Source organism: Hydrogenophaga sp. (assembly GCF_019635465.1).
Classification (GTDB): domain Bacteria; phylum Pseudomonadota; class Gammaproteobacteria; order Burkholderiales; family Burkholderiaceae_C; genus Hydrogenophaga.
Window position 1 is genome coordinate 17,132 of record NZ_JAHBZK010000005.1, and the last position, 22,908, is coordinate 40,039.

The 22,908-nt window shown below is 67.4% G+C and carries 22 protein-coding genes and 1 pseudogene; 5 read left to right on the top strand and 18 right to left on the bottom strand.

Features of this window, described 5'->3' with window-relative positions:
* Positions 1 to 128 precede the first annotated feature (128 nt).
* From KF871_RS05460 to asd, 6 genes are all read right to left on the bottom strand, one after another.
* Positions 129 to 1,049, bottom strand: a complete 921-nt coding sequence (locus KF871_RS05460; RefSeq protein WP_291139314.1) for a LysR substrate-binding domain-containing protein — start codon at positions 1,047 to 1,049, stop codon at positions 129 to 131.
* 186 nt (positions 1,050 to 1,235) lie between these two features.
* A complete protein-coding gene (locus tag KF871_RS05465) occupies positions 1,236 to 1,964 on the bottom strand; it encodes an anti-sigma factor (protein WP_291139317.1) in 729 nt (242 codons plus the stop codon).
* Positions 1,961 to 2,533, bottom strand: coding sequence for a sigma-70 family RNA polymerase sigma factor (locus KF871_RS05470; protein ID WP_291139320.1), 573 nt, complete (start codon positions 2,531 to 2,533; stop codon positions 1,961 to 1,963). Before KF871_RS05470 ends, KF871_RS05465 begins: the two co-directional genes overlap by 4 nt.
* Positions 2,534 to 2,554: 21 nt before the next feature.
* Positions 2,555 to 3,103 carry a DUF3455 domain-containing protein gene (locus KF871_RS05475; protein ID WP_291139323.1) on the bottom strand — a complete coding sequence of 183 codons (549 nt, stop codon included), beginning with the start codon at positions 3,101 to 3,103 and terminating at the stop codon, positions 2,555 to 2,557.
* Between the two features lie 123 nt (positions 3,104 to 3,226).
* Entirely contained in the window at positions 3,227 to 4,429 is a 1,203-nt protein-coding gene (purT, locus tag KF871_RS05480; RefSeq protein WP_291139326.1) for a formate-dependent phosphoribosylglycinamide formyltransferase, read from the bottom strand.
* Between the two features lie 22 nt (positions 4,430 to 4,451).
* Entirely contained in the window at positions 4,452 to 5,315 is an 864-nt protein-coding gene (gene asd, locus KF871_RS05485; protein ID WP_291139329.1) for an archaetidylserine decarboxylase, read from the bottom strand.
* 69 nt (positions 5,316 to 5,384) lie between these two features.
* Between asd and KF871_RS05490 the strand changes: the two genes are divergently transcribed.
* Positions 5,385 to 6,320 carry an ATP-binding cassette domain-containing protein gene (locus KF871_RS05490; RefSeq protein ID WP_291139332.1) on the top strand — a complete coding sequence of 312 codons (936 nt, stop codon included), beginning with the start codon at positions 5,385 to 5,387 and terminating at the stop codon, positions 6,318 to 6,320.
* On the top strand, positions 6,320 to 7,141 hold the full coding sequence (locus KF871_RS05495) for an ABC transporter permease (protein WP_291139335.1): 822 nt from the start codon (positions 6,320 to 6,322) through the stop codon (positions 7,139 to 7,141). The genes KF871_RS05490 and KF871_RS05495 overlap by 1 nt, the downstream gene beginning before the upstream one ends.
* Positions 7,142 to 7,181: 40 nt before the next feature.
* On the opposite strand, the gene KF871_RS05500 is transcribed toward KF871_RS05495, so the two are convergent.
* The 4 genes from KF871_RS05500 to KF871_RS05515 form a co-directional block, all read right to left on the bottom strand.
* Complete coding sequence (locus tag KF871_RS05500; protein WP_291139338.1) at positions 7,182 to 7,439, bottom strand: hypothetical protein; 258 nt, start codon at positions 7,437 to 7,439, stop codon at positions 7,182 to 7,184.
* Positions 7,440 to 7,600: 161 nt separating this feature from the next.
* Entirely contained in the window at positions 7,601 to 8,725 is a 1,125-nt protein-coding gene (locus KF871_RS05505) for a YbdK family carboxylate-amine ligase (RefSeq protein ID WP_291139340.1), read from the bottom strand.
* Positions 8,726 to 8,729: 4 nt separating this feature from the next.
* The gene (locus KF871_RS05510) at positions 8,730 to 9,950 is read right to left on the bottom strand and encodes a cation:proton antiporter (RefSeq protein WP_291139343.1); all 1,221 of its coding nucleotides are present in this window, start codon (positions 9,948 to 9,950) and stop codon (positions 8,730 to 8,732) included.
* Between the two features lie 81 nt (positions 9,951 to 10,031).
* Positions 10,032 to 10,916, bottom strand: a complete 885-nt coding sequence (locus KF871_RS05515; protein ID WP_291139346.1) for an SAM-dependent methyltransferase — start codon at positions 10,914 to 10,916, stop codon at positions 10,032 to 10,034.
* Between the two features lie 64 nt (positions 10,917 to 10,980).
* Between KF871_RS05515 and KF871_RS05520 the strand changes: the two genes are divergently transcribed.
* From KF871_RS05520 to KF871_RS05530, 3 genes are all read left to right on the top strand, one after another.
* On the top strand, positions 10,981 to 12,009 hold the full coding sequence (locus KF871_RS05520; protein ID WP_291139350.1) for a serine/threonine protein kinase: 1,029 nt from the start codon (positions 10,981 to 10,983) through the stop codon (positions 12,007 to 12,009).
* Positions 12,010 to 12,188: 179 nt separating this feature from the next.
* Positions 12,189 to 12,638 carry a MarR family winged helix-turn-helix transcriptional regulator gene (locus KF871_RS05525; RefSeq protein WP_291139353.1) on the top strand — a complete coding sequence of 150 codons (450 nt, stop codon included), beginning with the start codon at positions 12,189 to 12,191 and terminating at the stop codon, positions 12,636 to 12,638.
* 47 nt (positions 12,639 to 12,685) lie between these two features.
* Positions 12,686 to 13,114, top strand: coding sequence for an organic hydroperoxide resistance protein (locus KF871_RS05530; RefSeq protein ID WP_291139356.1), 429 nt, complete (start codon positions 12,686 to 12,688; stop codon positions 13,112 to 13,114).
* Between the two features lie 72 nt (positions 13,115 to 13,186).
* On the opposite strand, the pseudogene KF871_RS05535 reads toward KF871_RS05530, so the two are convergent.
* The 8 genes and pseudogenes from KF871_RS05535 to KF871_RS05570 all read right to left on the bottom strand — a co-directional run.
* A pseudogene (locus tag KF871_RS05535) lies at positions 13,187 to 13,522 on the bottom strand (hypothetical protein); the annotation flags it as partial.
* 77 nt (positions 13,523 to 13,599) lie between these two features.
* Positions 13,600 to 14,559, bottom strand: a complete 960-nt coding sequence (locus KF871_RS05540) for a response regulator (protein ID WP_291139362.1) — start codon at positions 14,557 to 14,559, stop codon at positions 13,600 to 13,602.
* On the bottom strand, positions 14,556 to 15,737 hold the full coding sequence (locus KF871_RS05545; RefSeq protein WP_291139365.1) for a hybrid sensor histidine kinase/response regulator: 1,182 nt from the start codon (positions 15,735 to 15,737) through the stop codon (positions 14,556 to 14,558). Before KF871_RS05545 ends, KF871_RS05540 begins: the two co-directional genes overlap by 4 nt.
* Positions 15,734 to 17,059, bottom strand: a complete 1,326-nt coding sequence (locus tag KF871_RS05550; RefSeq protein WP_291139368.1) for an ATP-binding protein — start codon at positions 17,057 to 17,059, stop codon at positions 15,734 to 15,736. Before KF871_RS05550 ends, KF871_RS05545 begins: the two co-directional genes overlap by 4 nt.
* Positions 17,056 to 18,492, bottom strand: a complete 1,437-nt coding sequence (locus tag KF871_RS05555) for a class I SAM-dependent methyltransferase (protein WP_291139371.1) — start codon at positions 18,490 to 18,492, stop codon at positions 17,056 to 17,058. Before KF871_RS05555 ends, KF871_RS05550 begins: the two co-directional genes overlap by 4 nt.
* Positions 18,493 to 18,592: 100 nt before the next feature.
* The gene (gene htpG / locus KF871_RS05560; protein WP_291139374.1) at positions 18,593 to 20,455 is read right to left on the bottom strand and encodes a molecular chaperone HtpG; all 1,863 of its coding nucleotides are present in this window, start codon (positions 20,453 to 20,455) and stop codon (positions 18,593 to 18,595) included.
* A 117-nt stretch (positions 20,456 to 20,572) separates the two neighbouring features.
* A complete protein-coding gene (locus KF871_RS05565; protein ID WP_291139377.1) occupies positions 20,573 to 21,847 on the bottom strand; it encodes an alpha/beta hydrolase in 1,275 nt (424 codons plus the stop codon).
* Positions 21,848 to 21,923: 76 nt separating this feature from the next.
* On the bottom strand, positions 21,924 to 22,694 hold the full coding sequence (locus tag KF871_RS05570) for a pseudouridine synthase (protein ID WP_291139379.1): 771 nt from the start codon (positions 22,692 to 22,694) through the stop codon (positions 21,924 to 21,926).
* Positions 22,695 to 22,908 lie beyond the last annotated feature (214 nt).

The following is a 22,908-nucleotide window of genomic DNA, read 5'->3' on the forward strand; positions in this document are numbered from 1 at the left end:
TGGCGAAAGTCTACGGACTGAGCGCATGTCAGAGAAATATCGAATCCCTATCCGGCGATAAGTGAAAGCGATGGCCTTGTCGGTTCCACCCTGGCGATCAATGCAGGCCGCCGATTCAGGTTCTCAAGTCAGAGCGGACTGACGCCCTGCCATTTCCCGCTCTTCACCTGGTCGCGCGTGAGATGGATCAGCAAGTCGCGAACGGCCTCAGCAGCCATTGACGTTGCCGCCGACTTCGCGGTGCACAGCGATACCCGTCGCGTGAGTCGTGGATGCAAGGGCGTGAGCTTGATCCGCCTGGCCGCCACCGAGTCACTCACGCTGGCCCAGGTCAGAACGCTGCAAACAGTGCCTGACTCAACCAGCCGCCGCATGATGCCCAGGGAATTTGCAACGATGGACGGCGCCAGCGGCAACATGCCATGCGCACGCACAGCGGCGTCGACCATGGCGCGAACCCCGTGTCGCTGACCAGGCAATGTCAGCGGCAAGGTACCAAGCTGCTGAATGCCAACACAATCGCCCAGCACCCGCTCGGGTGTCGAAGCCAGAAACAGCTCCTCCTGCATCAGCATCACGGCATCCACCACCTCAAGGTCCTGATCGTTGACCAGAATCGCCAGATCAAGCTGCCCGGCGTTGAGCTGGCGCAACAGGTTGCCGCTGAGCTCCTCATAGATCTCGAGACTGATCGATGGATGGTGGCGCTGCAACGCTTCGATCAGCGGCGCAGCAAACTGCATGGCCGAGCTTTGTGGCAACCCCAACGACACCGACCCTCGCAATTCGTCTCGGCATCGCGTCACGGCGTTCGGCAGGTCGTCCACCAGTTTGACCACCCGCTGCGCATGGGCAAAGAAGGCCTCGCCATGCTCCGTCATCTGCACGCCGTTGTGCCGTCGATGAAACAAGGCGCAACCCAGTTCACCTTCCAGTTGCGCCATGCGCTGGCTCAAAGCCGGCTGGGCAATGTGCAGCGCGAGCGAGGCTTTGGAGAAGCTGCCCAACTCGGCAATTTTCAGGAAGTACTTCAGCTGTCGGAGTTCCATGGGCGATCCCGTCAGACCACGGAATGGCCCGCGGATGGCACCACCGCCGGGCGGTGTGCGACGAAGTCTAGGCGCGCCATGCCCGAGCCGCCATGGGGTGAAAAGCCTAGGACATGCCCTTACCGGGATAGGTAGATCCTGTTCACACCACCATTTCAGGATGCGTTGTGAATCAAGACGGGCACTTCAACCCAACCTCACCGAGCGCCCGATATAGAGCACGGGCCCCGTCGGCCTGCCAGTGGGAGAGCCGTTGTAGGGCTCCAGCGTGATCTCGAACAACTGGTTGGGCACCAGCGGTGGCAGTCGGTCGATCGGCACCTCCAGCGCCTGGCCGGGCTGCACCAGCCCCAGGGACACCGGCGCGTCCCAGGTGTCCGCCTTGGTCCAGAACTGCAGCGAGCGCTGCGCCGGCAAGTTCGTCGTCCCCAGTGGTTCAAGACGCAGGGAATGGGGGCCGCTGGTGCGTACCACCCACCCGGGCGCCGTGCTGTTGGGCGCCACCAACACCACCATGTACTGGGGCTCGGCGGGCGCAAACAGCCCGGTGACCGGCACCAGCGCCACCAGCGAGGCGGTGGCAAAACCCGTGACCGCCACCGCACGCCAGAACCACAGGCTGCGCCACCAGTCTTGCCAGCCGCGCTGGGTGACTGACCTTGCCCGCCTAGCTGTCGCGACCGGGGACGGTCCAATGGACGCGTCAATGCGCGCCCACACGGCCGGAGACGGTGCCACGGGTTCGGTCAGGGCGGTCAATGGCATCAGGCGCTCCTCCCATGCCTGCACCCTGGCGCGCAGTTCGGCATCGGTGATCAGGCGTTGCTGCACCTCGGTGCGGCGTGCCGCCGACAAGGTGCCCAGCACATAAGCAGACGCCAGGGCGTCGTCGCGGTCGCGGGCGTCGGGTGTCATGCGAGGCACTCCCGCAACGCCAGCAGACCACGGCGGATCCAGGCTTTCACGGAACCCAGCGGCGCTCCCAGGCGTTCGGCAATCTCGCCGTGGGTGCAGCCGTCGACATAGGCGTAGAGCACGCAGTTGCGCTTGGCGCTGTCAAGCCGCGCCAGACAGTCGTCCAGGCGACCAAGGCCGGCACTCAACGCGAACGCTTCGGCCATGTCCGGGGTCGCCACCGCGGCCGCGTCGGCGTCGAGCAAGGCGTCCAGACCGTCGTCATCCACCGCCACCTGGCGCGCACCGGCCCGAACCACATCCAACGCGCGATGCCGCACGATGGACGTGATCCAGCCCCGCGCATCGCCGCGCGCCGGGTCAAAGCTGGCCGCGCGCGTCCAGATGCTGACGAAGGCGTCGTGCAACACGTCCTCGGCAGCCGCCCGGTCTCGCACGATGCGCAGCGCCACCCCCAGCAAAAACCGCCCTTCCCGCTCGTACAGCGCACGCAGCGCCGACCGATCGCCCCGTGCGCAATCGGCCAGGGCGGCGGCGTGATCGAAGTCGCTGGTGGGTGGTGGCTGCAAGGTGGTGCGTTGCGGTGGGTCTCAGGACGCCTTATAGAACACGTAGTCCGCTTGGTACTGCACGATTTCCCTTGCTCCCTGGTTGCCGGCAGCGCAAGGCAGCGCAGGTGCCACGCCGCCTTTGGTGGCCGAGCGTTGCACATAGGTCACGCCGGTCATGGCGCCACTGCCCATGGCGGGGTTGGACTTGACCAGCTGGAACGGGATGTTGCCCGTGCCGCCCGGAGCCACCGCCAACTGGGTGCCGGTGAACTTCGAGCCATCCATGGCTTCCCAGGTGGCGGGCGGGCCGTAGTACTTGCCCACCTGCTTGCCGCTGCGGTCCAGCAGCCGGGCGTCCGGGCCGGCAAACACCCACTCGAACTGACCCGCCATGTCTTTCTTGGCGCGGCATTCGTAGGTGATCTGGCCAACGCCCACGGTTTCCATGGCGACCTGGTGCCCGGCCGGCACCTTCACGGCGTCGGGCAGACCGGCCTGGGAAAAGGCCATGGCCGGCGCACCCATGTTGGCGGCGCAGGCGGTGAGGGACAGGGCGGCCGTGGCGGCCAGGGTGGATTTCAGCAACATCAGAAGCTCCTCGGTTGGGTTGCAATCAACAGCGCCCATTGCGCTGCTGTCTGCACTACGGCCGAGACGGGCTTCTGGATGCAGTGACCTGAAAAAAATCCGGAAAAACCGCGAAACCGCCGATCAAGCGGCGCGCGGACGCACCTTGGCGGCCGCCAGCTTGGCATTGGCGCGGGCCTGCTCCACGTCGCCGTGGCGGGCCAGCGCAACGCCCATGCGGCGCTTGACGAAGCTCTCGGGCTTGCCGAACAAGCGCAGCTCGGTGCCGGGCACGCGCAGGGCCTCGTCGACCCCGTCAAAGGCGATGCCGGTGGCGTCCACCCCGCCGTAGATCACGGCGCTGGCCCCCGGGCTCTTGAGCGAGGCATCGACCGGCAAGCCAAGGATGGCGCGCGCGTGCAGCTCGAATTCGTTTTGCCACTGGGTGGCCATGGTCACCATGCCGGTGTCGTGCGGGCGGGGGCTGACCTCGCTGAACCACACCTGGTCGCCCGCCACGAACAGCTCCACGCCAAACAGCCCCAGACCGCCCAGGTTGTCGGTGATGGCCTTGGCGATGTCGCGGCTCTTTTGCAGGGCCACCGCGCTCATGGGGTGCGGCTGCCAGCTTTCCACGTAGTCGCCGCTGACCTGCACGTGGCCGATCGGGTCGCAGAAGTGGGTCTCGATCTGGCCGTCGGCGCCACGGGCGCGCACCGTGAGCTGGGTGATTTCGTAGTCGAAGCGGATGAAGCCCTCGACGATGATGCGGCCGTGGCTCACACGGCCACCTGCCATGGCGTAGTCCCAGGCCTTCTGCACGTCGGCCGGTCCGTCGATCTTGCTCTGGCCCTTGCCACTGCTGCTCATGACCGGCTTGACGATACAGGGGTAGCCGATCCCGTTGTCGATGGCCGCCTGCAGCTCGGCCAGCGAGTCGCAGAACCGGTAGGGACTGGTCGGCAGGCCCAGCGTTTCGGCGGCCAGGCGGCGAATGCCCTCGCGGTCCATGGTCAGGCGCGCTGCACGCGCGGTCGGGATCACCGTGACCACCCCGGCCGCCTCCAGCTCCTGCAGCATGGGCGTGGCGATGGCTTCGATCTCGGGCACCACCAGGTGCGGTCGCTCCTGCTCGATCAGTGCCTTGAGCTGCGCCGGATCGCTCATGGCGATGGTGTGGGCGCGGTGCGCCACCTGGTGGCCAGGCGCGTTGGCGTAGCGATCGACCGCGATGGTTTCGACACCCAGGCGCTGCAAGGCGATCAGCACCTCCTTGCCGAGCTCGCCGCTGCCCAGCAGCATGACTTTGGTGGCCGAAGGGGACAGCGGGGTACCGAGCGTGGTCATGGACAGGTCCTGAAACGAAAATTCAAACGGCGCCGCCGATGGCCTCGCCCATTGCCTCACCCATGCACACAGGTCGAGCGGGCGCCCAGTCGGCGTTGAAGCGGATCGAGCCTTTGGGCCACAGCAGCACCACGGTGGAGCCAAGCAGAAAGCGCCCCATCTCGGCGCCGCGCGCCAGGGCCACCGGCGCGTCGTCGTAGCGCCATTCGCGCAGCACGCCCGGGCGCGGTGGGTTGACCACGCCGTGCCAGGTGGTGGCCATGCTGCCGACGATGGTGGCGCCCACCAGCACCAGCGCAAACGGCTGGCTGCGCCCCTGGTGCGGCATGTCGAACACGCACACCACGCGCTCGTTGCGCGCAAACAGGCCAGGCACGCCCGCCGCCGTGGCCGGGTTCACCGAGAACAGGTCGCCCGGCACATGAACCATGCGCTTGAGCGTGGCGGCCGCCGGCATGTGGATGCGGTGGTAGTCGCGTGGGCTGAGGTAGATGGTGGCGAAGTCACCGTCCTCGAAGGCCGATGCCAGCGTGGCGTCGCCGCCCAGCAGCGCGCGGGTGCTGTAGTGGTGCCCCTTGGCCTGGAAGATCTGGTCGCGCTCGATGCGCCCGAACTGGCTGATGGCCCCGTCGACCGGGCAGACAAATGCCGCGTCGCTCAGCGGTCGGGCGTCGGCGCGCAACGCACGGGTGAAGAAGTCATTGAAGCTGGCGTAGGCCGTGGGGTCGGGGGTGGCCGCCTCGGCCATGTTCACGCCGTAGCGCCGGATGAATCGGCGAATGGCCCATTGCGTGACCGCCCCGCCCTGCCAGCTGGCAAAACGACCCGCGAGCTGCGTGAGGGCCTGCTTGGGCAGCAGGTACTGGAGTTGAACGGCCAACGACATGGGAGCCGGATTGTAGGAGGCGCCATGGCCGCCGACGGGGGTATGGCGGCGCGGGCACAATCCACCGCCATGACGCCACCCTTGTTCGAGGTCACCGACCTGGTCAAGCGCTATGGGGAGTCCACCGTCGTCGACGGTCTCGGCTTTGCCATCCACCCGGGCGAATGCCTGGGTGTGATCGGCCCCAACGGTGCGGGCAAGACCACCACCATCCGCATGTGCCTGGGCCTGACCGCCCCCGACGCCGGGCGCATCACCGCCTTCGGGCTGGACATGCCGCGCGACGCACTGGCCATCAAGGAGCGCCTCGGTGTGGTCGCGCAGATGGACACGCTCGACCCCGACTTCACCGCCGAAGAGAACCTGCTGGTCTATGGCCGCTACTTTGGCCTGAGCGACGCAGTCATCCGCCCGCGCATTCCGCGCCTGCTCGAGTTCGCCGCGCTCACACACAAGGCCAAGGCCCGTCCGGGTGAGCTCTCCGGTGGCATGAAGCGGCGCCTGTCGCTGGCGCGTGCGCTCGTCAATGACCCGCAGCTGCTCATGCTGGACGAACCCACGACCGGGCTGGACCCGCAGGCACGCCACCTGATGTGGGAGCGGCTGCAGCTGCTGTTGCAGCAGGGCAAGAGCATCCTGCTCACCACCCATTTCATGGATGAGGCCGAGCGCTTGTGCTCGCGCCTGCTGGTGCTCGACCACGGCCGCAAGATCGCCGAAGGCCGGCCCCGCGCCCTGATTGCCGAACACCTGGAGCCCGACGTGGTGGAGGTCTACGGCCCGGGCGCGCTCGACATCGCACAGCGCGACGAACACGCGCCACTGCGGGCACTGGCAGCACGCGTCGAAGTCAGTGGCGAGACGGTGTTCCTCTACACCGCGCAGGCCCAGCCCATCCTGGCTGCGCTGGCCGAGCAGCATGCCTGGCGCACGCTGCACCGCCCGGCCAACCTGGAGGACCTGTTCCTCAAACTCACGGGCCGACAGATTCGGGAGGACGGCTGATGCAGAGCACCGCACCCAACCCCTGGGCACCGCCGCGCCTGTCGTCGCGCTGGTGGCCGGTGTTCCTGCGCAACCTGCTGGTGTGGCGCAAGCTGGCCATTCCCAGCGTGGTGGCCAACATCGCCGAACCGCTGATCTGGCTGGTGGCCTTTGGCTACGGGCTGGGCGCGCTGGTCGGCACGGTGAACCTGCCGGTGGCGGGCGGCACCACGGTGGCGGTGCCCTACATCCTGTTCCTGGCCAGCGGCAGCATCTGCATGAGCGCCATGAACGCCGCCACCTTCGAGGCGCTGTACTCGGCGTTCTCGCGCATGCACGTGCAAAAGACCTGGGACGGCATCATGAACGCGCCGGTGCGCCTGGACGACGTGGTGCTGGCCGAGATGTTGTGGGCGGGCTTCAAGGCCTTGTTCACCGTGACGGTGATCCTGCTGGTGATGCTGGGTCTGGGCATCACGCATTCGCCCAAGTTGCTGGTGGCCTGGCCGGTGCTGTGGGCCACGGGCATCACCTTCTCGTGCATCGCGCTGGTGTTCAACGCGCTGGCCAAGGGCTACGACTTCTTCAGCTACTACTTCACGCTGGTGCTCACGCCCATGATGTTTCTCTCGGGCGTCTTCTTTCCCCGCGAACAGCTACCGGCACCGGTGCTGCTGCTGTCTGACCTGTTGCCGCTGACCCATGCGGTGCAGCTGGTGCGTCCGCTGTTTCTGGACCAGTGGCCTACCCACATCGCGCTGCATTTTGGGGTGCTGGTCTTCTACGCGGTGGCCGGTTTCTGGCTGGCCCTGGCGCTGACCCGCAAGCGCTTCGCACGGTAGCCAGGGTGGTGGTGCGGCGCAGGGCGCCGGCGCCACCCGCTCAGTGCACCGACGACAGACCAGGCTGGGCTTCGAGGTAGGCGTCCATGCCGGTGTCCATGAAGGTCTCGGCATCGATGGCGGCGTCGAATTCGTGCACCGTGGTGTTGAACAGCTTGGGAATCAGCGGCTTGTCCAGCGGGCGGCAGACCCGGCCACCCAGACCCTGCAGGGGGCGGCTGGCTTCCATGGCGCTGATGACGGACTCGGGGTCGAGCATGAGCACGAAGGGGTTGGTGCGGTCGGCGATCGGTTTCATGGCGGCGTCCTGTTCAAAACGGGTGAGACAAAGGGTGTGTCGATGGAAACAAACTGTATCGATGCCCTTTTCGACCGTTAAGTCGGCGCACGGCCATTCGCCATGTAGGAAGTTGTCCGACAGGTGTCGGGATTGCCCCGGCAAGCCGATCGTGACGGAAATCACGGTCCGTGCCGCAGAGCCTCCACGCTCGACCGCACAACCGCTTCCACGCTCCGGCTGTCCCGATAGCGGTTGCGCAGGAAGCTCGCGTGGTTGCCGGCGCGCGCGGCCGTGCGCTCGATTTCATCGAGCGCGGCGAGGCTGCCCAGGGCCTGCGCATGCGGCACCAGATGGCGCACCGTGGCCAGCACGTCCTCGCGGATGCTGATCTGCTCGCGCGTCTTGGGGTTGACCATCATCCCGTCCAGGCCAAAGCGGCAGGCCTGGAAGCGGTTGTAGGTGTAGACGAGGTAGTCGTCCTCCTCGGGCGGCGCCTCGGTGCGCTCGAGCAGGTGCCGGCACAGGGCCTGCAGGTAGCAGGCCAGGGCGGCTGCACGCTCCACCGTCAGCGGTGTGTCGCACACGCGCAGTTCGATGGTGCCGTACTCGGGCTTGGGCCGGATGTCCCAGTAGAAGTCCTTCATGGACTGCACCACGCCCGTGCTTTCCATCTTGGTGAAGTAGCCGCTGGTGAAGTCGTCCCAACTCAACACGAAAGGCGCGCGCCCGCTGAGCGGGAAGGCGAACACCGAATTCAGGCGCGCCGAATCGAACAGGGTGTCGACCCCCTGCGAAAACGGCGACGACGCTGACAGGGCGATGAAGTGCGGCACGTAGCGGTTGAGCGAGTGCAGCAGAAACAGGGCTTCGTCGGGCGAGGCGCAGCCGATGTGCACGTGCTGACCGAACACGGTGAACTGCTTGGCCAGGTAGCCGTAGAGCCCCGAGAGCTGCTTGAAGCGCGGCTTGGAGAAGATGCGCTGCTCGAACCAGCGCTGAAACGGGTGCGTGCCACCACCCGCAAGTTCGATGTTGAGCCGGTCGCCCGCGGTCACCAGCGTGTCGCGGATCTGCTGCAGCTGCTGGAGCAAGGGGCCGTGCTCGGTGTGAATACCGGTGGCCACCTCGATCATGCTCTGGGTCATTTCGGGTGTGACCACACCCGGAAACGGCTTGCGGCCCAGCAACTCGAGCAGGTCGTTCGAGCTGCTGGACAAGTCGTGGTCGTAGCTGTTGACAAGCTGCAGCTCCAGCTCGACGCCCATGGTCAGCGACGCGGACGGCTTGAAGGGTTCCAACGGCATGGGCTCAGCCCTCCTTGGTGACGTGGGTTTCGCGCGCCGCCATGAGCGCGCGTTGTGTGACCACCGGGCCCAGCAGCTCCTGCAGCAGCATCATGCCGGCCATGGCCGCCAGCACCTGCACCGCTGGCTCGAAGCCATAGAGGCGCGTCTGCTCGATCAAGAGGATGGCGAACGCCGACATCGGCGTGAGCGCCAGACCGGTGAGCGCGCCCTTGCGCTCAGTGATGCCCGACAGGCGCGCCAGGGCCACGTTGCACGCCACCTTGGAAGCTGTGCGCACCGCGATGAAGACAACGCCCATGAGGATGGTCGCGCGCACGTCTGTCCAGGTGAGCAGGGACGCGATGTAGATGAAGAGGAACGCCGACAGCAGATCGCCCGCGGTGCCGAAATCACGCTGCGCGCTGGTGAGGGCCACCCGACGCTCCCGCGCCACGATGCCGAAGGTCAACGCGGCCAGCAGAGGCGAAAGCTTGAGGCCATAGGCTGCGGTGGTGAGCAACAACACCGACAGCGCAAACACCACGGTCACGCCGCGCTCGTGCGTGTTGCGCAAGCGAAGCAACCAGGGCACCACCATGCCCAGCAAGGCGCCGACCGCGATCGAGGTGCCCACCACGTGCACGCTGCCATAGGCTGCCAGCGCCAGATCACCTGACGTGGACAAGGTCCAGTAGGCCACCACCAGCTTGAGCGCAAACACCGACATCAGGCAGTTGATGGCGCACAGGTGCAGCACACGCTCGGTGGCCTGCCCAGTGCTGCGCAGCTCGTTGGCCACACGCAGCACACCAGCGGGCGACGCCGACATCGACAGCGCCGCGATGATCAGCCGTTGGTCAAGCGGCAACGGAAACAGACCCGAGGCCCAGTAAACAACCCCGAAGGTGATCAGCGATTCCAGGACGCCCAGCAACAGCACCCAGGGGTTGTGCCGGAACCAGCGCAGGTTGATGCGGTAGCCCAGTTCGAACAGCACCAGCGCCAGCGCGATGTTGGCCAGAAATGCCAGGCCGGGAATGTCGTTGGTGAGGCCGGGCAGGTTGATCAGGCTGCCCACCAGGCCCACGGCCACATAGCTGGTCACGCGCGGCACGTGCCAGCGCTCCTGAAGCCATTCGGCCAGAAACCAGGCGATCAGCAGGGCCAGTGGCCAGGCGACGGCCTGCAGCAAAAAGTTGAAGTCAGCGATGACCACGTGGGATGCCTCCAGGATGGCAGCCATCGGTGCCCACCCGACGCGGGGTGAACTCGATCGCTGCTTCAGCGGTTCTCGGGGTCGGCGCGCGTGCCGCTGCGCCGGCGCTCAGACCGCAAAGCGGGTCTGCATCGCTTGCAGGCCGAACGCGTCGAGCACCTGCAGCAATCGCTCGCGGGCGCGTTCGCGCTGGCCGTGGCGATCGTCCGGCATTTTACGGGCGAGGATCAGCTCGTTCTTCATCGAATGCTCCCAGCCGACGAGCTCCGTGACCGTCACCTGGTAGCCATGCGCTTCCAGGCGCAGGCAGCGCAACACGTTGGTGATCTGGCTGCCCATCTCGCGCGTGTGCAAAGGGTGGCGCCACAGTTCGGCCAGCGGCGTGCGCTTGAGCGCCAGCGCCTTGTGCTGGCGCATCACGCCCGCGGCCTCGGCCTGACAGCAGGGCACCAGCACCATGTGCTGCGCCCCGTGCGCCAGACCGAAGTCGATCGCATCGTCGGTGGCGGTATCGCAGGCATGCAATGCCGTGACCACGTCGATGCGCTCGGGCATGTCGGGGTGGTCCATGGACTGTTGCACCGTGGTGGCCAGAAACCGCATGCGCTCGAAACCGAGCTCGGTCGCCAATGCGCGCGAACGGATGACCAGCTCCTCGCGTGTTTCCACGCCGATCACCTGCCCCGCCGGGCGCGGTCGCAGCACCAGGTCGTACAGGATGAAGCCCAGGTAAGACTTGCCCGCCCCGTGATCGGCCAGCACCACGTCACCGCGCGCATCAAGCACCTCGGTCAGCAAAGGCTCGATGAACTGCACCAGGTGATTGACCTGCTTGAGCTTGCGCCGGGTGTCCTGGTTGAGCTTGCCTTCGCGCGTGAGGATGTGCAGCGCCTGCAGCAACGCCACCGACTGGCCTTCGCGCAATTCGGGCAACTGCTGCTGAAGACTGGGCGCGGGCTGACGCGAAGGGCGGTGTCGGGCGGCGGAAGGCATGGGTGCGAATGATAGGAGACGCGATAGAAGGTCCGACAGGAGAGGCGGCGCGGGACAATCGGGCATGTCCACCGAAACCCCGCACCCGTTCGATGCCCTGACGCCCGACGTCGTGCTCGACGCACTCGATGCCGCCGGCCTGTATGGCGACGGCCGCCTCATCACCCTTAACAGCTACGAAAACCGCGTCTACCAGATCCCGCTGGAGACGCCGTACGAGGGGCACGATGTCGTTGTTGCCAAGTTCTACCGGCCGCAACGCTGGCACCGCGCGCAGATCGAAGAGGAACACGTCTTTGCGGCCGAATTGGCGGCCGCCGAAGTGCCCGCGGTGGCGCCGCTTTGCCCTCAAGGTCGAAGCCTGCACGAGCACCGGGGCTTTCTGTGGAGTGCGAGCCCGCGTCGCGGCGGACGCCGCCCCGAGTTGGACGATGTTGAGGTGCTGGAATGGATCGGCCGCTTTCTGGCGCGCCTTCACACCGTGGGCGAGGCCAGACCCTTCGAACACCGCCACCGGCTGGACGTCCAGCGCTACGCACGCGAGCCGCTTCAGTGGCTGAACGACCACGACACCGTGCCCATCGAAGTGGCACGCGAATGGCGCGAAATCAGCGCCGAGGCGGTGGCCTGCGTCGAACAGCATGGCGTGCTCTCGGGAGTGCCGACGCCGGAGGGGCCGGCGTGCATCCGGCTGCATGGCGACTGCCACCCGGGCAACATCCTCTGGACGCCGGAAGGCATGCCGGGCGCGGGGCCCCACTTCGTGGATCTCGACGACGCCTGCATGGGCCCCGCGGTGCAGGACCTGTGGATGCTGCTCAGCGGTGATCGCGCGCAGCAGATCCGCCAGCTCGGGGCGCTGGTGGACGGCTACGAGCAGTTCCGTCCCTTCGATCGGCGCGAGCTGGCGCTGATCGAGCCGCTGCGCACGCTGCGTCTGATCCACTACAACGCCTGGATCGCGCGCCGCTGGGACGACCCCAGCTTTCCCCCCAGCTTTCCCTGGTTCGCCCACCCCGACCATTGGCGTGGCCAGATCCGCTTGTTGCGCGAACAGATCGACGCCATGCAGCTGCCGCCCCTGGTGGCCTGAGCGCCGGCAATAGCCCCACCCCCATCCGGTTCTGGGGGTGGGCAGAATCGCTGGCGTGCTCCTCTCCGCACTAGCCGAGAACCTTTGGCGAGCGCACGCCCGATCGCCACAACCACAGCGGCTCAAAGGTTTCTCTCAATTCAATTGCACGCAATTTAATTGCTCGAAATAATACCGCCATGGCTTCACCACGCCCCACCGCCGACGACCTGCTCAAGCTTGATCACCAGCTCTGCTTCGCGCTGTATTCCGCGTCGCTGGCCATGACCAAGCTCTACAAGCCCTGGCTGGAGGAACTCGGCCTCACCTACCCGCAGTACATCGCCATGCTGGCGCTGTGGGAGGAAGACGGCATGACGGTGTCCACCCTGGGCGAGCGCCTGCATCTCGACTCCGGTACGCTGACGCCCCTGCTCAAGCGCCTGGAAGCCGCCGACTACGTGGTCCGCCTGCGTGACGTCGACGACGAGCGCCGCGTGCGCATCCGCCTGACCACGGCGGGGCGACGCCTGCGCACACGCGCCGCACGCATCCCGGCCTGTGTGCTCGAAGCCACCCAATGTTCACCGGGCGATGCCATCGCCCTGACCCAGCAGGTCCGCGCGCTGCGCGATCGGCTGGGCGAATGAGTTCATACCCACCCGCTGCCCCGCAGCCCACAACCCCAGGAGGCCCCATGCCCACCACCCTCGACAAAGTTCTGTACACCGCCCACGCACACACCACCGGTGGCCGCGACGGCGCTTCGCGCTCCGATGACGGCCTGCTCGAGGTCAAGCTCTCGCCGCCGAAGGCCATGGGTGGCGCCGGCACCGGCACCAACCCGGAACAACTCTTCGCATCGGGCTACTCGGCCTGCTTCATGGGCGCGCTCAAGCATGTGGCGGGCATGAAGAAAGTGCCCGTGCCGGCGACCGCCGCCATTGACGCGGAAGTCGACATCGGCCCGGTTCCCCAGGGTTTCGGCATCGCCGTGCGCATGACCATCCACCTGCCGGGCATGGACCGCGCCGTCGCGCAGGACCTGATCGACACCGCCCACCAGGTGTGCCCCTACTCGAATGCCACCCGCGGCAACATTCCGGTCACGCTGACCCTGGGCTGAGCAACCGGCGCCCAGGCAAAAGCCCGCCAGATGGCGGGCTTTGTTGCATCTGGCGGCGCTCTATTTGTTCTTGGGTTCGTGAATCACCGTGCTGGTGCCCACGCCAACGCCAGCGCGCACGCCGCTGTTGCCAATTTCGGTGCTGGCGCCCACGCCGGCCCCCGCGGTGACGCGCCCGGACTGGTTGACCCCCACCCCCACGCCGACCGGCCCGACGCTGGTGCCCACACCCAGGTTCACCCCATGGTTGCTGGCCCCCACACCGATCGTCACCGGCCCGACCGGTATGCCGATGCCCACGCCGACGCCCATGCTGCCGCAGCCGCTGAGCAGCAGCGCCACCAGCGCCAACAGTGCCGCCGGGGCGGCCAGGCGGCGCTGGTTGGCCACAAGGCGTGAGAGGAACATGGTCAGGCTCGAGAGATCAAGAGATGCCGATTGTGAGGCCTCACATCGTCCGCAGGTTCCCGGCGCCGGGCAGGCAGTTACACGCCCTGCGGCTCGGCGGCCTCGATGGCGGTACTGAGCCAATCCGCGGGCGGCGCCAGCGCATCGGCGGTGCGCACCGAACACACGGCGCCATCGACGCTCAGGCGCGCCGCACCCCCCACCCAGAGCAACCAGGCCAGGCCCGCCGCGTCACCGTCGTTGACCAGAGAGCCCGGAGCGCCGCCCAGCACCTCGGTGAACGGGGTGCAATCGACCAGACGGCAGGCGCCGTCCACGACCGCGCCGCCAAGCGCTTGCGCCAGCAGCGACAGACGCTGATCGGCCGAGGGCGCCGCGGTGTTCCATCGATCCCACCAGCTGCGAACAGAGCGCACCAGGCGCACGGCCCGATCGGCCTCGGCACGCTGCAAATCGACGTGGTCCCAGTGGCGCCAGTCGACGGCCGGTGACGCGACCCCGGCGGCCAGCGCCGCGCGCACATAGGTGTGCAGCGCCGCCTCGTACCCGTCGCCGCCGAGGGATGCACCCATCAGGCACAGCTGGCCCAGGCGCTGGCCGAGCAAGCGACCCTGCTCGACCATGAGCTTCTGCCGCAGCAGGCTGTCGCGCTCGGCGCGCAACTCGGCCAGATCGAGCGCATTGCGCAGGTCGGCCCGCAGGTGCTCCAGCGTCCAGGGCTTGCTGATGTACCGATAGATTTCGCCGCTGTTGATGGCCTCGATCGCTTCGCCGATGTCGGAATAGGCCGTGGTCAGCATGCGCACCACCGTCGGGTGGTGGTCGCGCGCATGGCGCAGCAGCTCGTTGCCGCGCGCGCCGGGCATGCGCTGATCGCACACCAGCACGGCGATATCGGCACCGTTGGCATCGAGCACCGATCGCCCTTCGTCCACCGACGAGGCAGTCAGCACGGGTGCCAGCGGCCCCACCAGGCGCTCGAAGTACTTGAGCGCCATGGCCTCGTCGTCCACGTACAGGATCTTCTTGGGGTTCACTTGTCGTCCTCCTGACTTATGTCGGGGAAATGCAGCACCACCGTGGCGCCTCCCCCCGGTGTGTCGCGTACCGATATGTCGCCGCCGACCGAGACCATCACCCGGCGGCAGAACAGCAAGCCCATGCCGCTGCCGCCCGACCCAGGCCGGCTGTTGACGGGCTCGCGCGTGAGGCGGTGGATGAGCTCGGGTGGGATGCCGGGCCCGTTGTCGGCCACCACCAGCGCCGGGCGCTCGGCCGAGCCGTCGGGCGACGCCAGTCGACACAGGGAGATGTCGATGGCGGGCGCGGGGTCGTTCTGCGCGGCCTGTGCCTGCAGGGCGTTCTTCACCAGCGTGCACAGCACCAGATACAACAGGTCGCGCTGGCGTGCCGGCAGCGCGAAATCGGCGCCGAGGCTGGACCGCAGCCGCTGGCGCTCGTGCTCGTGCTCGTCGAAGGGATAGTCCTGCTCGACGGCGCGCACAAGATCGCTGGCACTCAATGCCTCGACCGCTTCGGGCCGATAGGCCTCGCGGGCGGTGTTCACGAAACTGGTGACCAGCGACTGCGCGTAGTCGGCCCGCCGCTGGGCGGCCTCGATCATGCGCAAGGTATCGCCCGGCGCGGCTTGCAAGGTGTCAGCACCGGGCGCATCACCACCCGCATGCCGGTCGCGCAAGGCGGTGAGGTAGCCGCTGACGGTGGCCAAGGGCGTGCGGACCTCGTGCGCCAGAAAGCCCAGGGTCTCGCGCAGCATGGCCGCGCGGCGCTCGCCGAGCGCGCGGTCGTTGGCACGGCGGCGCGATTCGTCGCAGGCCGTACGCAGCACCTGCCGCGTCAATGGTTCATCCAGCGGCTTTTCCAGGATGTGTTCCACGCGGCCGTGGTTGACCGCCTGCATGGCCACGTCCTTGTCGGCATAGGCCGACATCAGCACGCGCACCACGTGCGGATGGGCCTCGCAGACCGCGGCCAGCAGATCGACGCCGTTGCGCTCGGGCATGCGGTAGTCGGTGAGCAGCACCGCCACCTCGTCGCTGCGTTCAGCCAACGAGGCCAGCGCCTCGACCACACCGCCGGCCACATGCACCGTGAACTCGTCACCGTAGCGGCGCGCGAACCACTTGCAGGCCTGCGGTTCGTCGTCGACGAAGAGCACCGCGTGCGGTCCGGAAGAAAGCGGGGGCTGGCTCATACGGGACGGGGAAGGTCGAAGCGGAATTCGGTCCAGGCGCCGGGCTGGCTGTCCACCGACAGCGTGCCACCGTGGCGCTGAATGATGCCGTAGCTGATGCTCAGGCCCAGTCCCAGGCCGCTGCCCACGTCGCGGGTGGTGAAGAAGGGTTCGAACACGCGCGCCAGGTTCTGCTCGCTGATGCCGGTGCCGTTGTCACGCACGCTCACCACCAGCCGGCTGCCTTCGATGACCGCCTTGACCCGGATCTCGGCTTGGTCGCGACCGGCCTGGCGCACGGCATGGGCGGCATTGCTCAGCAGGTTGATGACCACGCCGATCAGCGCCGGCTCATCGCCCAGGACGTGGGTGTCCTGGGGCAGATCCAGGTTCACCTCGACCCCTTTCAGATCGAAGCCCGCCAGCCGGATGGCCGAACGCACGGCGTTCTCCAGCAGGAAGGGCCGCAGGCTTTCGTCGCCCGGTTTCTGGTAGGCGAAGGTCTTGAGGTCGGTGACGATGTTCTGGATGCGCACCAGACCTTCACGCGCGTCATCCAGGCTTTCCTTGAGCAAGGCGTCCTGTTGCGCGGGCGGCAGTTGCCGCCCCATGTCGATGGCCATCAGGCTGAAGTTCACCGGGTTGTTGAGTTCGTGCAGCAGACCCGCCGACAGCGTGCCGATGGCCGCCATCTTCTCGCGATGTACCAGTTGCCCCTTGACCTCGGTCAGTGTCTGGTTGATGTCCACCAGCGACGCGTTCTTGACACGCACCTCGCGCTGAAGCGCGAACAGGCGCAAACGCGCCCGCTCGTTGAACCAGGTGCACACGGCCGCCGCAGCGGCCGAGAAGCCGATGAACAAGGCGTTGGTGACCACCATGCCCGTGGGCGCCAGCCCGTTGGCGTTGAGCGCGCAGGCCAGCAGGTACATGCCCAGCGTGATGACGCCGAAGCTGACCGACTCGAAAAAGCTGATCGGCAGGATGATGCCCACGGCATAGAGCGCCAGGTGCAGACCCACGAAATAGATCGACGCCGCGCCATCGGTCTGCTGGATCATCCAGGCGATCATGGCCTGCGGCAGCAGCAGCCAGATCATGGTCAGTCCGCGCACATGGCGTCGCCCGCCCGGGAAGAACAGCCAAACCAGGATCATGGCCGTCAGCAGCGAGACCACCACCCGGGCGGCCAGAAACTGCACCCAACGATCCGGGTAGCTCGACAAGTCCAGCCCGACGCCACCGAGCACCAGGACGATGGAGGTGATGCTGCCCGCGCGGCTGTAGGTGACACGAAAGTCGGCCAGCTCCTCCTCGTAGTCCTGGGCAACCGGCGGCTTCATGGGCTGCGCTCGGCAACGCTGGTCACGGGGCTGGCCACCGGTGCGCCGAACTCGGCGAACAGGTTGACGCCGGTGTCATCGGTGTAGAGCCGGATCGGCCCCCGCGTCTCGGGCACGATGGCACGCATCTGCGCCTCGTCGCGGTAGATGAGGTGCCACTCCAGCAAATGCTCCATGCCGAAACGCTCGGGGTTGCCGGCGTGCACGTTGGTCACCATGACGCGCGCGCCCGGGTTGCAGCGAAACAGGAAGTAGCGCATCAGCCGGTTGCACACCCTATCCGACAGGTAGTCGAACAGCCCGGCGCAATAGACGATGTCCTCGCCCTCGCCCGGCGCCGGTGGGTCCTGGCGCGCGGGGCGCTTGAGCAGGTCGTGCACCGACTCGTGCACGTACTCGACCGACACGCTGCGCCCGTGTTGCCGCGAGGTTTCCTCGATCCGGGCACGGGTGTAGTCGAGCGTCTCCCGGCTGAAGTCGACCAGGGTGATGTGCAGGCGAGACAGGTCACGCCCGCTCTCGATGAGCCGTTGCAGTTCGACCGCCGGGCCGCAGCCGACATTGAGCACCCGCACGACGCGCCCGTCCTGCTCGGCGGCGTCGATCGCCTTGGTGAGGAAGTCCACCAGGATGTCGATGCGGTTGCGGTGCGCCTGCGCCACCGCAGCGCGCAGGAACATGGCGTTGACGATCTGGAAGTAAGTGCTGTTGCCTTGGCGCGGGTCGCCCAGGATCTGGTTGACCATCTCGTAGTCACCGGCGTAGCCCAGGGGTTTGGCAAAGGTGCGCCAGACAAACGGCGCGCGCAACAGCAGGGGGTGCAAGGCACCTTGCGCGAAGGCACGGTGCAAGGGTGCGTCCTCTTCGGGCAGGCCGGCGGCCTCGGCCTCAAGGCGCACCAGAAACTCCTTGCCCTTGACCATCAAGGGCTCGGCCATGGCCACGAAGACCTCATCGGAGAGCCGGCCGTCCGGCCCTTTGGGCAGCGACTCGATCAGATCGGCCTGGTCCACCCAGCGCGCCGTCTCGGCCAGAAAGGCGCGGAACTCGCTGATGGCCACCTGGTAGCTGTGGCGCACCTTGAAGCGCTCTTGCCAATCCTCAACGAAACGCTGGGCTTCGTCGCGCACCTGCTCGACATGGCCACGCACCGCATTGAGGTCGGACCACTCGTCGATGAGGGCCACCGACACCACAGCCATGAGGCCGGTGTTGACCATGCCGACCACCACCGCCTTGCCCTTGTACAGCGCCTGCTCGCCCGAGCGGATGGTCAGCTCGTTGAGCACCTCGCTGACCTGCACGATGGAGTACGGGTTGTAGATCTCCATCACCAGTGAGCGCCGCTGCACACTGGTCAGCGTGCCGCGAGCGGACTCTCCCTGGCTGTTGCGAAACGAGACGGCAGGATCGTAGGGGCGCTGGAAGTGCACGGCGAATGGTGGTGATCGGCGTCTTCAGGCGGAAGACCCCGCACTGGACTTATCCGCCGAGTGTAGTGAAGGCTCTGGACATTTGTTCAGGGTTCAACAGTCAGACCAGCAGACTATTGATCCGCCGTACATATGCCGCGGGGTCCTCAGGCAGGCCACCCTCGGCCAGCAAGGCCTGGTCGAACAGCACCTGGGCCAGGTCGTCGAAGCGCTCGCTGGTCTCCAGTTTCTTCACCAGGGCGTGGCCGGAATTGACCTCCAGGATGGGTTTGACCTCGGGCGCCTGCTGGCCGGCCTGCTTGAGCAGGCGGGCCAGCTGCATCGAATAGTCGCCGTCCTCGACCACGAGGCAAGCGGGTGAGTCGACCAGGCGCGAGGTCACGCGCACGTCCTTGGCCTTGTCCTTGAGGCTCTCCTTCAGGCGCTCCAGCACCGGCTTGAAGGTTTCGGCGGCGGCTTCGGCGGCCTTCTTTTCGGCCTCGTCCTGCAGGTCGCCCAGATCGACCGCGCCCTTGGCCACGCTTTGCAGCGGCGTGCCGTCGAACTCGGGCAGGAAGGACAGTGCCCATTCGTCCACCCGGTCCACCATCAGCAGCACCTCGATGCCCTTCTGGCGGAACACCTCCAGCTGCGGGCTGTTGCGCGCCGCGGCCAGCGTGTCGGCCGTGAGGTAGTAGATGGCCTTCTGCCCCTCCTTCATGCGCGCCTTGTAGTCGGCCAGCGCCGTCGGCGCGTCCTGCGTGGTGCTGGCAAAGCGCAGCAGTTTGGCGAGGCGGTCGCGGTTGGCAAAGTCCTCGCCCAGGCCTTCCTTGAGGACAGACCCGAACTCGGCGTAGAACCGGCCGTACTTGTCGGCGTCCTTGGCCAGGTCGTCGAGCAGGCCCAGCACGCGGCGGGCGTTGCCTTCGCGGATGGCCTTGACGTCCCGGCTTTCCTGCAGCAGCTCGCGGCTGACGTTGAGCGGCAGGTCGCTGGAATCGACCACGCCCTTGACCCAGCGCAGGTAGGCCGGCATGAGGCTCTCGGCCTCGTCCATGATGAATACACGCTTGACGTAGAGCTTGATGCCGGCCTTGCGCTCACGGTTCCAGAGGTCTTGCGGCGCCTTGGACGGGATGTAGAGCAGTTGCGTGTACTCGGTGCTGCCCTCCACCCGGTTGTGGCTCCAGGCCAGCGGCGCTTCGCTGTCGTAGCTGATGTTCTTGTAGAACTCGACGTACTGCTCGTCGCTGATGTCCTTCTTGGGGCGCGACCACAGCGCGTTGGCCGAGTTGACCGCCTCCCATTCGTCCTTGAGCACGTACTCGCTCTTGTCGGCGTCCCAATCCTCTTTCTGCATGCGGATGGGCAGGCTGATGTGGTCGCTGTACTTACCGATGATGGACTTGAGCTTCCAGTGGTTGAGGTACTCGGTCTTGTCCTCGCGCAGGTGCAGCGTCACGCTGGTGCCGCGGGCCGCGCGCTCGATGGTCTCGACCTCGAAGTCGCCACTGCCGCCACTGGTCCAGCGCACGCCTTCGGCCGCCGGCAGGCCGGCGCGGCGGCTCTCGACGACGATGCGGTCGGCCACGATGAAGCCCGAATAAAACCCCACGCCGAACTGGCCGATGAGCTGGGCGTCGGACTTCTGTTCGCCCGTCAGGCGGCTCACGAAGTCGCGCGTGCCGCTCTTGGCGATGGTGCCCAGGTGGTCGATCGCCTCCTGCGCGCTCATGCCGATGCCGTTGTCGGTGATCGTGATGGTGCGCGCGTCCTTGTCGAAGGCGACACGCACTTCGAGATCGGGCGCGTCTTCATACAACCCGGCGTTGTTGAGGGCTTCGAAGCGCAGCTTGTCGCAGGCGTCCGACGCGTTGGAGACCAGCTCGCGCAGGAAGATGTCGGGGTTGGAGTACAGCGAGTGCGTGACCAGGTGCAGCAGCTGGGCCACTTCGGCCTGGAAGGAATGGGTCTGTTTGCTCATGACAGGTTCAAGGTATGACTGGAATGGATGCCCGCGCGGACGGCGCGTGCCGGCCCAGCGGCAGGCGACAACCCGCTGCCGACTTGGGGATGCATGGGTCGTTTTCAAGGGGCCGCATCAATCCGCGGCACCCAGGGTTGTCGAGGGCGGGCTCAGCCACAGGCGCAGCTGATCGGCCACGGCCGGGCTGGAGAGCAATTCAAGGTGGCCCGTCCGGTAGACGGTACGCAAGCTCTCGCGCGCGAACCGCAGGCGCCGCGCCGGGTCGTCGTGCTCCCCCCTCGCGCTGCGCAAGGGCACCAGCCCATCGCCAACCAGGCGCTCGGCCAGCAGACCGCGAGCCGGTGCCAGGCAGGCCGCCACACCGAAGCACGCCACGCCGGGCGGCAAACCCACGGGCGCATCGGACGGCCCGTCGTCGGGTGAGCGCAGATGCCCATATCGCAGATCGGTAATGCCCGCACTGCGCAAACGCCCCAGGCGCGCCAGCGGCGCCGAAAACGGCGACGACGCCAGCAGCAGATCGGCACCATGGCCGGCACGCTCCAGCGGCGCACCGTGATGCGGTGTCCCCAGAAACACCAGGTGTTTGAGCAATCCGGGCCACCCGTGGCCGGCCCGCAGGCCCTCGTGCACCGCACTGCGCGCCACCAGCCCGCCCATGCTGTGACCCACCAGGGTGATGCCCTCAAGGGCGGCGGGCCATTGCCGCGACAACGCCTGCAACAGCGCCGCCAGGGACCGACCGTTGGTGGCGATGTGCAGACCGCTGTTGTAGCGCAGGTAGAGCGGCTGCGTGTGCAGCGCGGCCCCCAGCCACTCACCGTGATCGTGGCCGTCGCGGCGCCATTGCAGGTCGTTCATGCACAGACCGTGCACCATCACCAGCGCGTGCGAGCCCACGGCTTTCGCCAGCGCTGGGTTTCGATCAAAGGGTGCCGGCCGATGGGGCGCGCCGATCGCCAGCGGTTGTCCGGCGGCGCACAGAACCATCGGCTGCGCCAGCGGATTGCCCAGGGCAGCGAGCCGGTCGCCCAGCACGCCGTTGAGCGCGGCCACCACCGCCGCGCGAGCGGGCGAGTCGGCATCGTCGTCGGGCGCGGTGTCCAGCAGCGGTTGCAGGCTTCGCAGCACCCCGTCAATGCCACCACCAATGCCCTGTGCCACTCCCCGCACGGCGGCGTAGATGCGCCCGGTCAGACCACCGGCACGCTCAGGCAGGGCGCCGGCCGGCAGGCCAATGCGCCTGCGCACCGCCTGGTGCACCCCCTCGGTGATCCCGATCACGCCCAGCGTGGCCTGCGTCGCCAGCTGCGCACCCGCTTGCAGGTCGCTGGCGCGCAGGTGCCGGCCGGACGGCCTGCGCGGTGGGGAAGGGGGCGAGGCGCTCATGGGGCATTGTGGCCATCGCCAAGACCACGCCGCCGTCGGCCGGACCGAAGGCGGCGTGTGCGGTCCCCGGATGGGATCAGAAGTGCTCGTCAGCGCCCAGGTAGCGCCACTGCCCGGGCGGCAGCTTGCCCAGCAACACCCGACCAATGCGCACCCGCTTGAGGCCGACCACATGCAGGCCCACGGCCTCGCACATACGGCGGATCTGGCGCTTCTTGCCTTCGGTGAGCACAAAGCGCAGCTGCTCGGGGTTGAGCCACTCCACCACGGCGGGCTTGAGCGGCGCCCCGTCCAGCGACAGCCCATGGCGCAGCAAGGCCAGCTTGTCCGCCGGAAACACGGCCTGCACGTCCTGCGCGACCACGCCCGGCCCCTGCGGGCCCTGTGGCGCCCACTGCACCCGCACCATGTATTCCTTCTCGACGCCGCTGTCCTCGCCGATCAGCGTGCGGGCGATGCGCCCGTCCTGCGTCAGCACCAGCAAGCCGGTGGAGTCGATGTCGAGCCGCCCGGCGGGCGCCAGGCCCTTGAGCTGGACGGGCGAGAAACGGCGGTGGCTGTGGTCGTCGCGCCAATGGCTGCGCGACTGCACCAGGCTGACCGCCGCCGCGTGCCCGTCCTCGGGCTGGCCGCTGACGTAACCCACGGTCTTGTGCAACAGGATGGTCACGCGCTCTTCCTGCGACTGGTAAGCCTCGGGCTGCACCTCGATGTGCGCATCGGACGCCACCGGCTGTCCCATGCGGGCCACCTCGCCGTCGACCAGCACCCAGCCGCGCGCGATCCAGTCGTCGGCCTCGCGCCGTGAGCACAGGCCGAGCTCGGCCAGGCGCTTGTTCAGGCGCACACCGTCGCGGGGCGTGGTGACGGGCGCCTCTCGCTGCGGGGGCGGCAGGGGCGCCGTGGCAGGGACTGGCGTCGGTGCGACCCTGGCTGGCGGGGACGCCGGCCGGCTGCGCGACGGCGGTGCCGTGCCGGTGGGCGGCGCAGGCCGGCTGCGCGACGGCGGTGCCGTGCCGGTGGGCGGCGCAGGCCGTCTCGGGCGTTCGCCCCAGGGCGCC

What these genes read in the sequence shown, in the direction of transcription:
- KF871_RS05500 (WP_291139338.1), bottom strand. Translation starts at nt 7,439, where the DNA reads ATGAAACCGATCGCCGACCGCACCAACCCCTTCGTGCTCATGCTCGAC.
- KF871_RS05475 (WP_291139323.1), bottom strand. Translation starts at nt 3,103, where the DNA reads ATGTTGCTGAAATCCACCCTGGCCGCCACGGCCGCCCTGTCCCTCACC.
- KF871_RS05465 (WP_291139317.1), bottom strand. Translation starts at nt 1,964, where the DNA reads ATGACACCCGACGCCCGCGACCGCGACGACGCCCTGGCGTCTGCTTAT.
- KF871_RS05510 (WP_291139343.1), bottom strand. Translation starts at nt 9,950, where the DNA reads ATGGCTGCCATCCTGGAGGCATCCCACGTGGTCATCGCTGACTTCAAC.
- KF871_RS05505 (WP_291139340.1), bottom strand. Translation starts at nt 8,725, where the DNA reads ATGCCGTTGGAACCCTTCAAGCCGTCCGCGTCGCTGACCATGGGCGTC.
- KF871_RS05545 (WP_291139365.1), bottom strand. Translation starts at nt 15,737, where the DNA reads ATGAGCCAGCCCCCGCTTTCTTCCGGACCGCACGCGGTGCTCTTCGTC.
- KF871_RS05530 (WP_291139356.1), top strand. Translation starts at nt 12,686, where the DNA reads ATGCCCACCACCCTCGACAAAGTTCTGTACACCGCCCACGCACACACC.
- KF871_RS05525 (WP_291139353.1), top strand. Translation starts at nt 12,189, where the DNA reads ATGGCTTCACCACGCCCCACCGCCGACGACCTGCTCAAGCTTGATCAC.
- KF871_RS05565 (WP_291139377.1), bottom strand. Translation starts at nt 21,847, where the DNA reads ATGAGCGCCTCGCCCCCTTCCCCACCGCGCAGGCCGTCCGGCCGGCAC.
- KF871_RS05520 (WP_291139350.1), top strand. Translation starts at nt 10,981, where the DNA reads ATGTCCACCGAAACCCCGCACCCGTTCGATGCCCTGACGCCCGACGTC.
- KF871_RS05550 (WP_291139368.1), bottom strand. Translation starts at nt 17,059, where the DNA reads ATGAAGCCGCCGGTTGCCCAGGACTACGAGGAGGAGCTGGCCGACTTT.
- KF871_RS05515 (WP_291139346.1), bottom strand. Translation starts at nt 10,916, where the DNA reads ATGCCTTCCGCCGCCCGACACCGCCCTTCGCGTCAGCCCGCGCCCAGT.
- KF871_RS05490 (WP_291139332.1), top strand. Translation starts at nt 5,385, where the DNA reads ATGACGCCACCCTTGTTCGAGGTCACCGACCTGGTCAAGCGCTATGGG.
- KF871_RS05495 (WP_291139335.1), top strand. Translation starts at nt 6,320, where the DNA reads ATGCAGAGCACCGCACCCAACCCCTGGGCACCGCCGCGCCTGTCGTCG.
- asd (WP_291139329.1), bottom strand. Translation starts at nt 5,315, where the DNA reads ATGTCGTTGGCCGTTCAACTCCAGTACCTGCTGCCCAAGCAGGCCCTC.
- KF871_RS05460 (WP_291139314.1), bottom strand. Translation starts at nt 1,049, where the DNA reads ATGGAACTCCGACAGCTGAAGTACTTCCTGAAAATTGCCGAGTTGGGC.
- htpG (WP_291139374.1), bottom strand. Translation starts at nt 20,455, where the DNA reads ATGAGCAAACAGACCCATTCCTTCCAGGCCGAAGTGGCCCAGCTGCTG.
- purT (WP_291139326.1), bottom strand. Translation starts at nt 4,429, where the DNA reads ATGACCACGCTCGGTACCCCGCTGTCCCCTTCGGCCACCAAAGTCATG.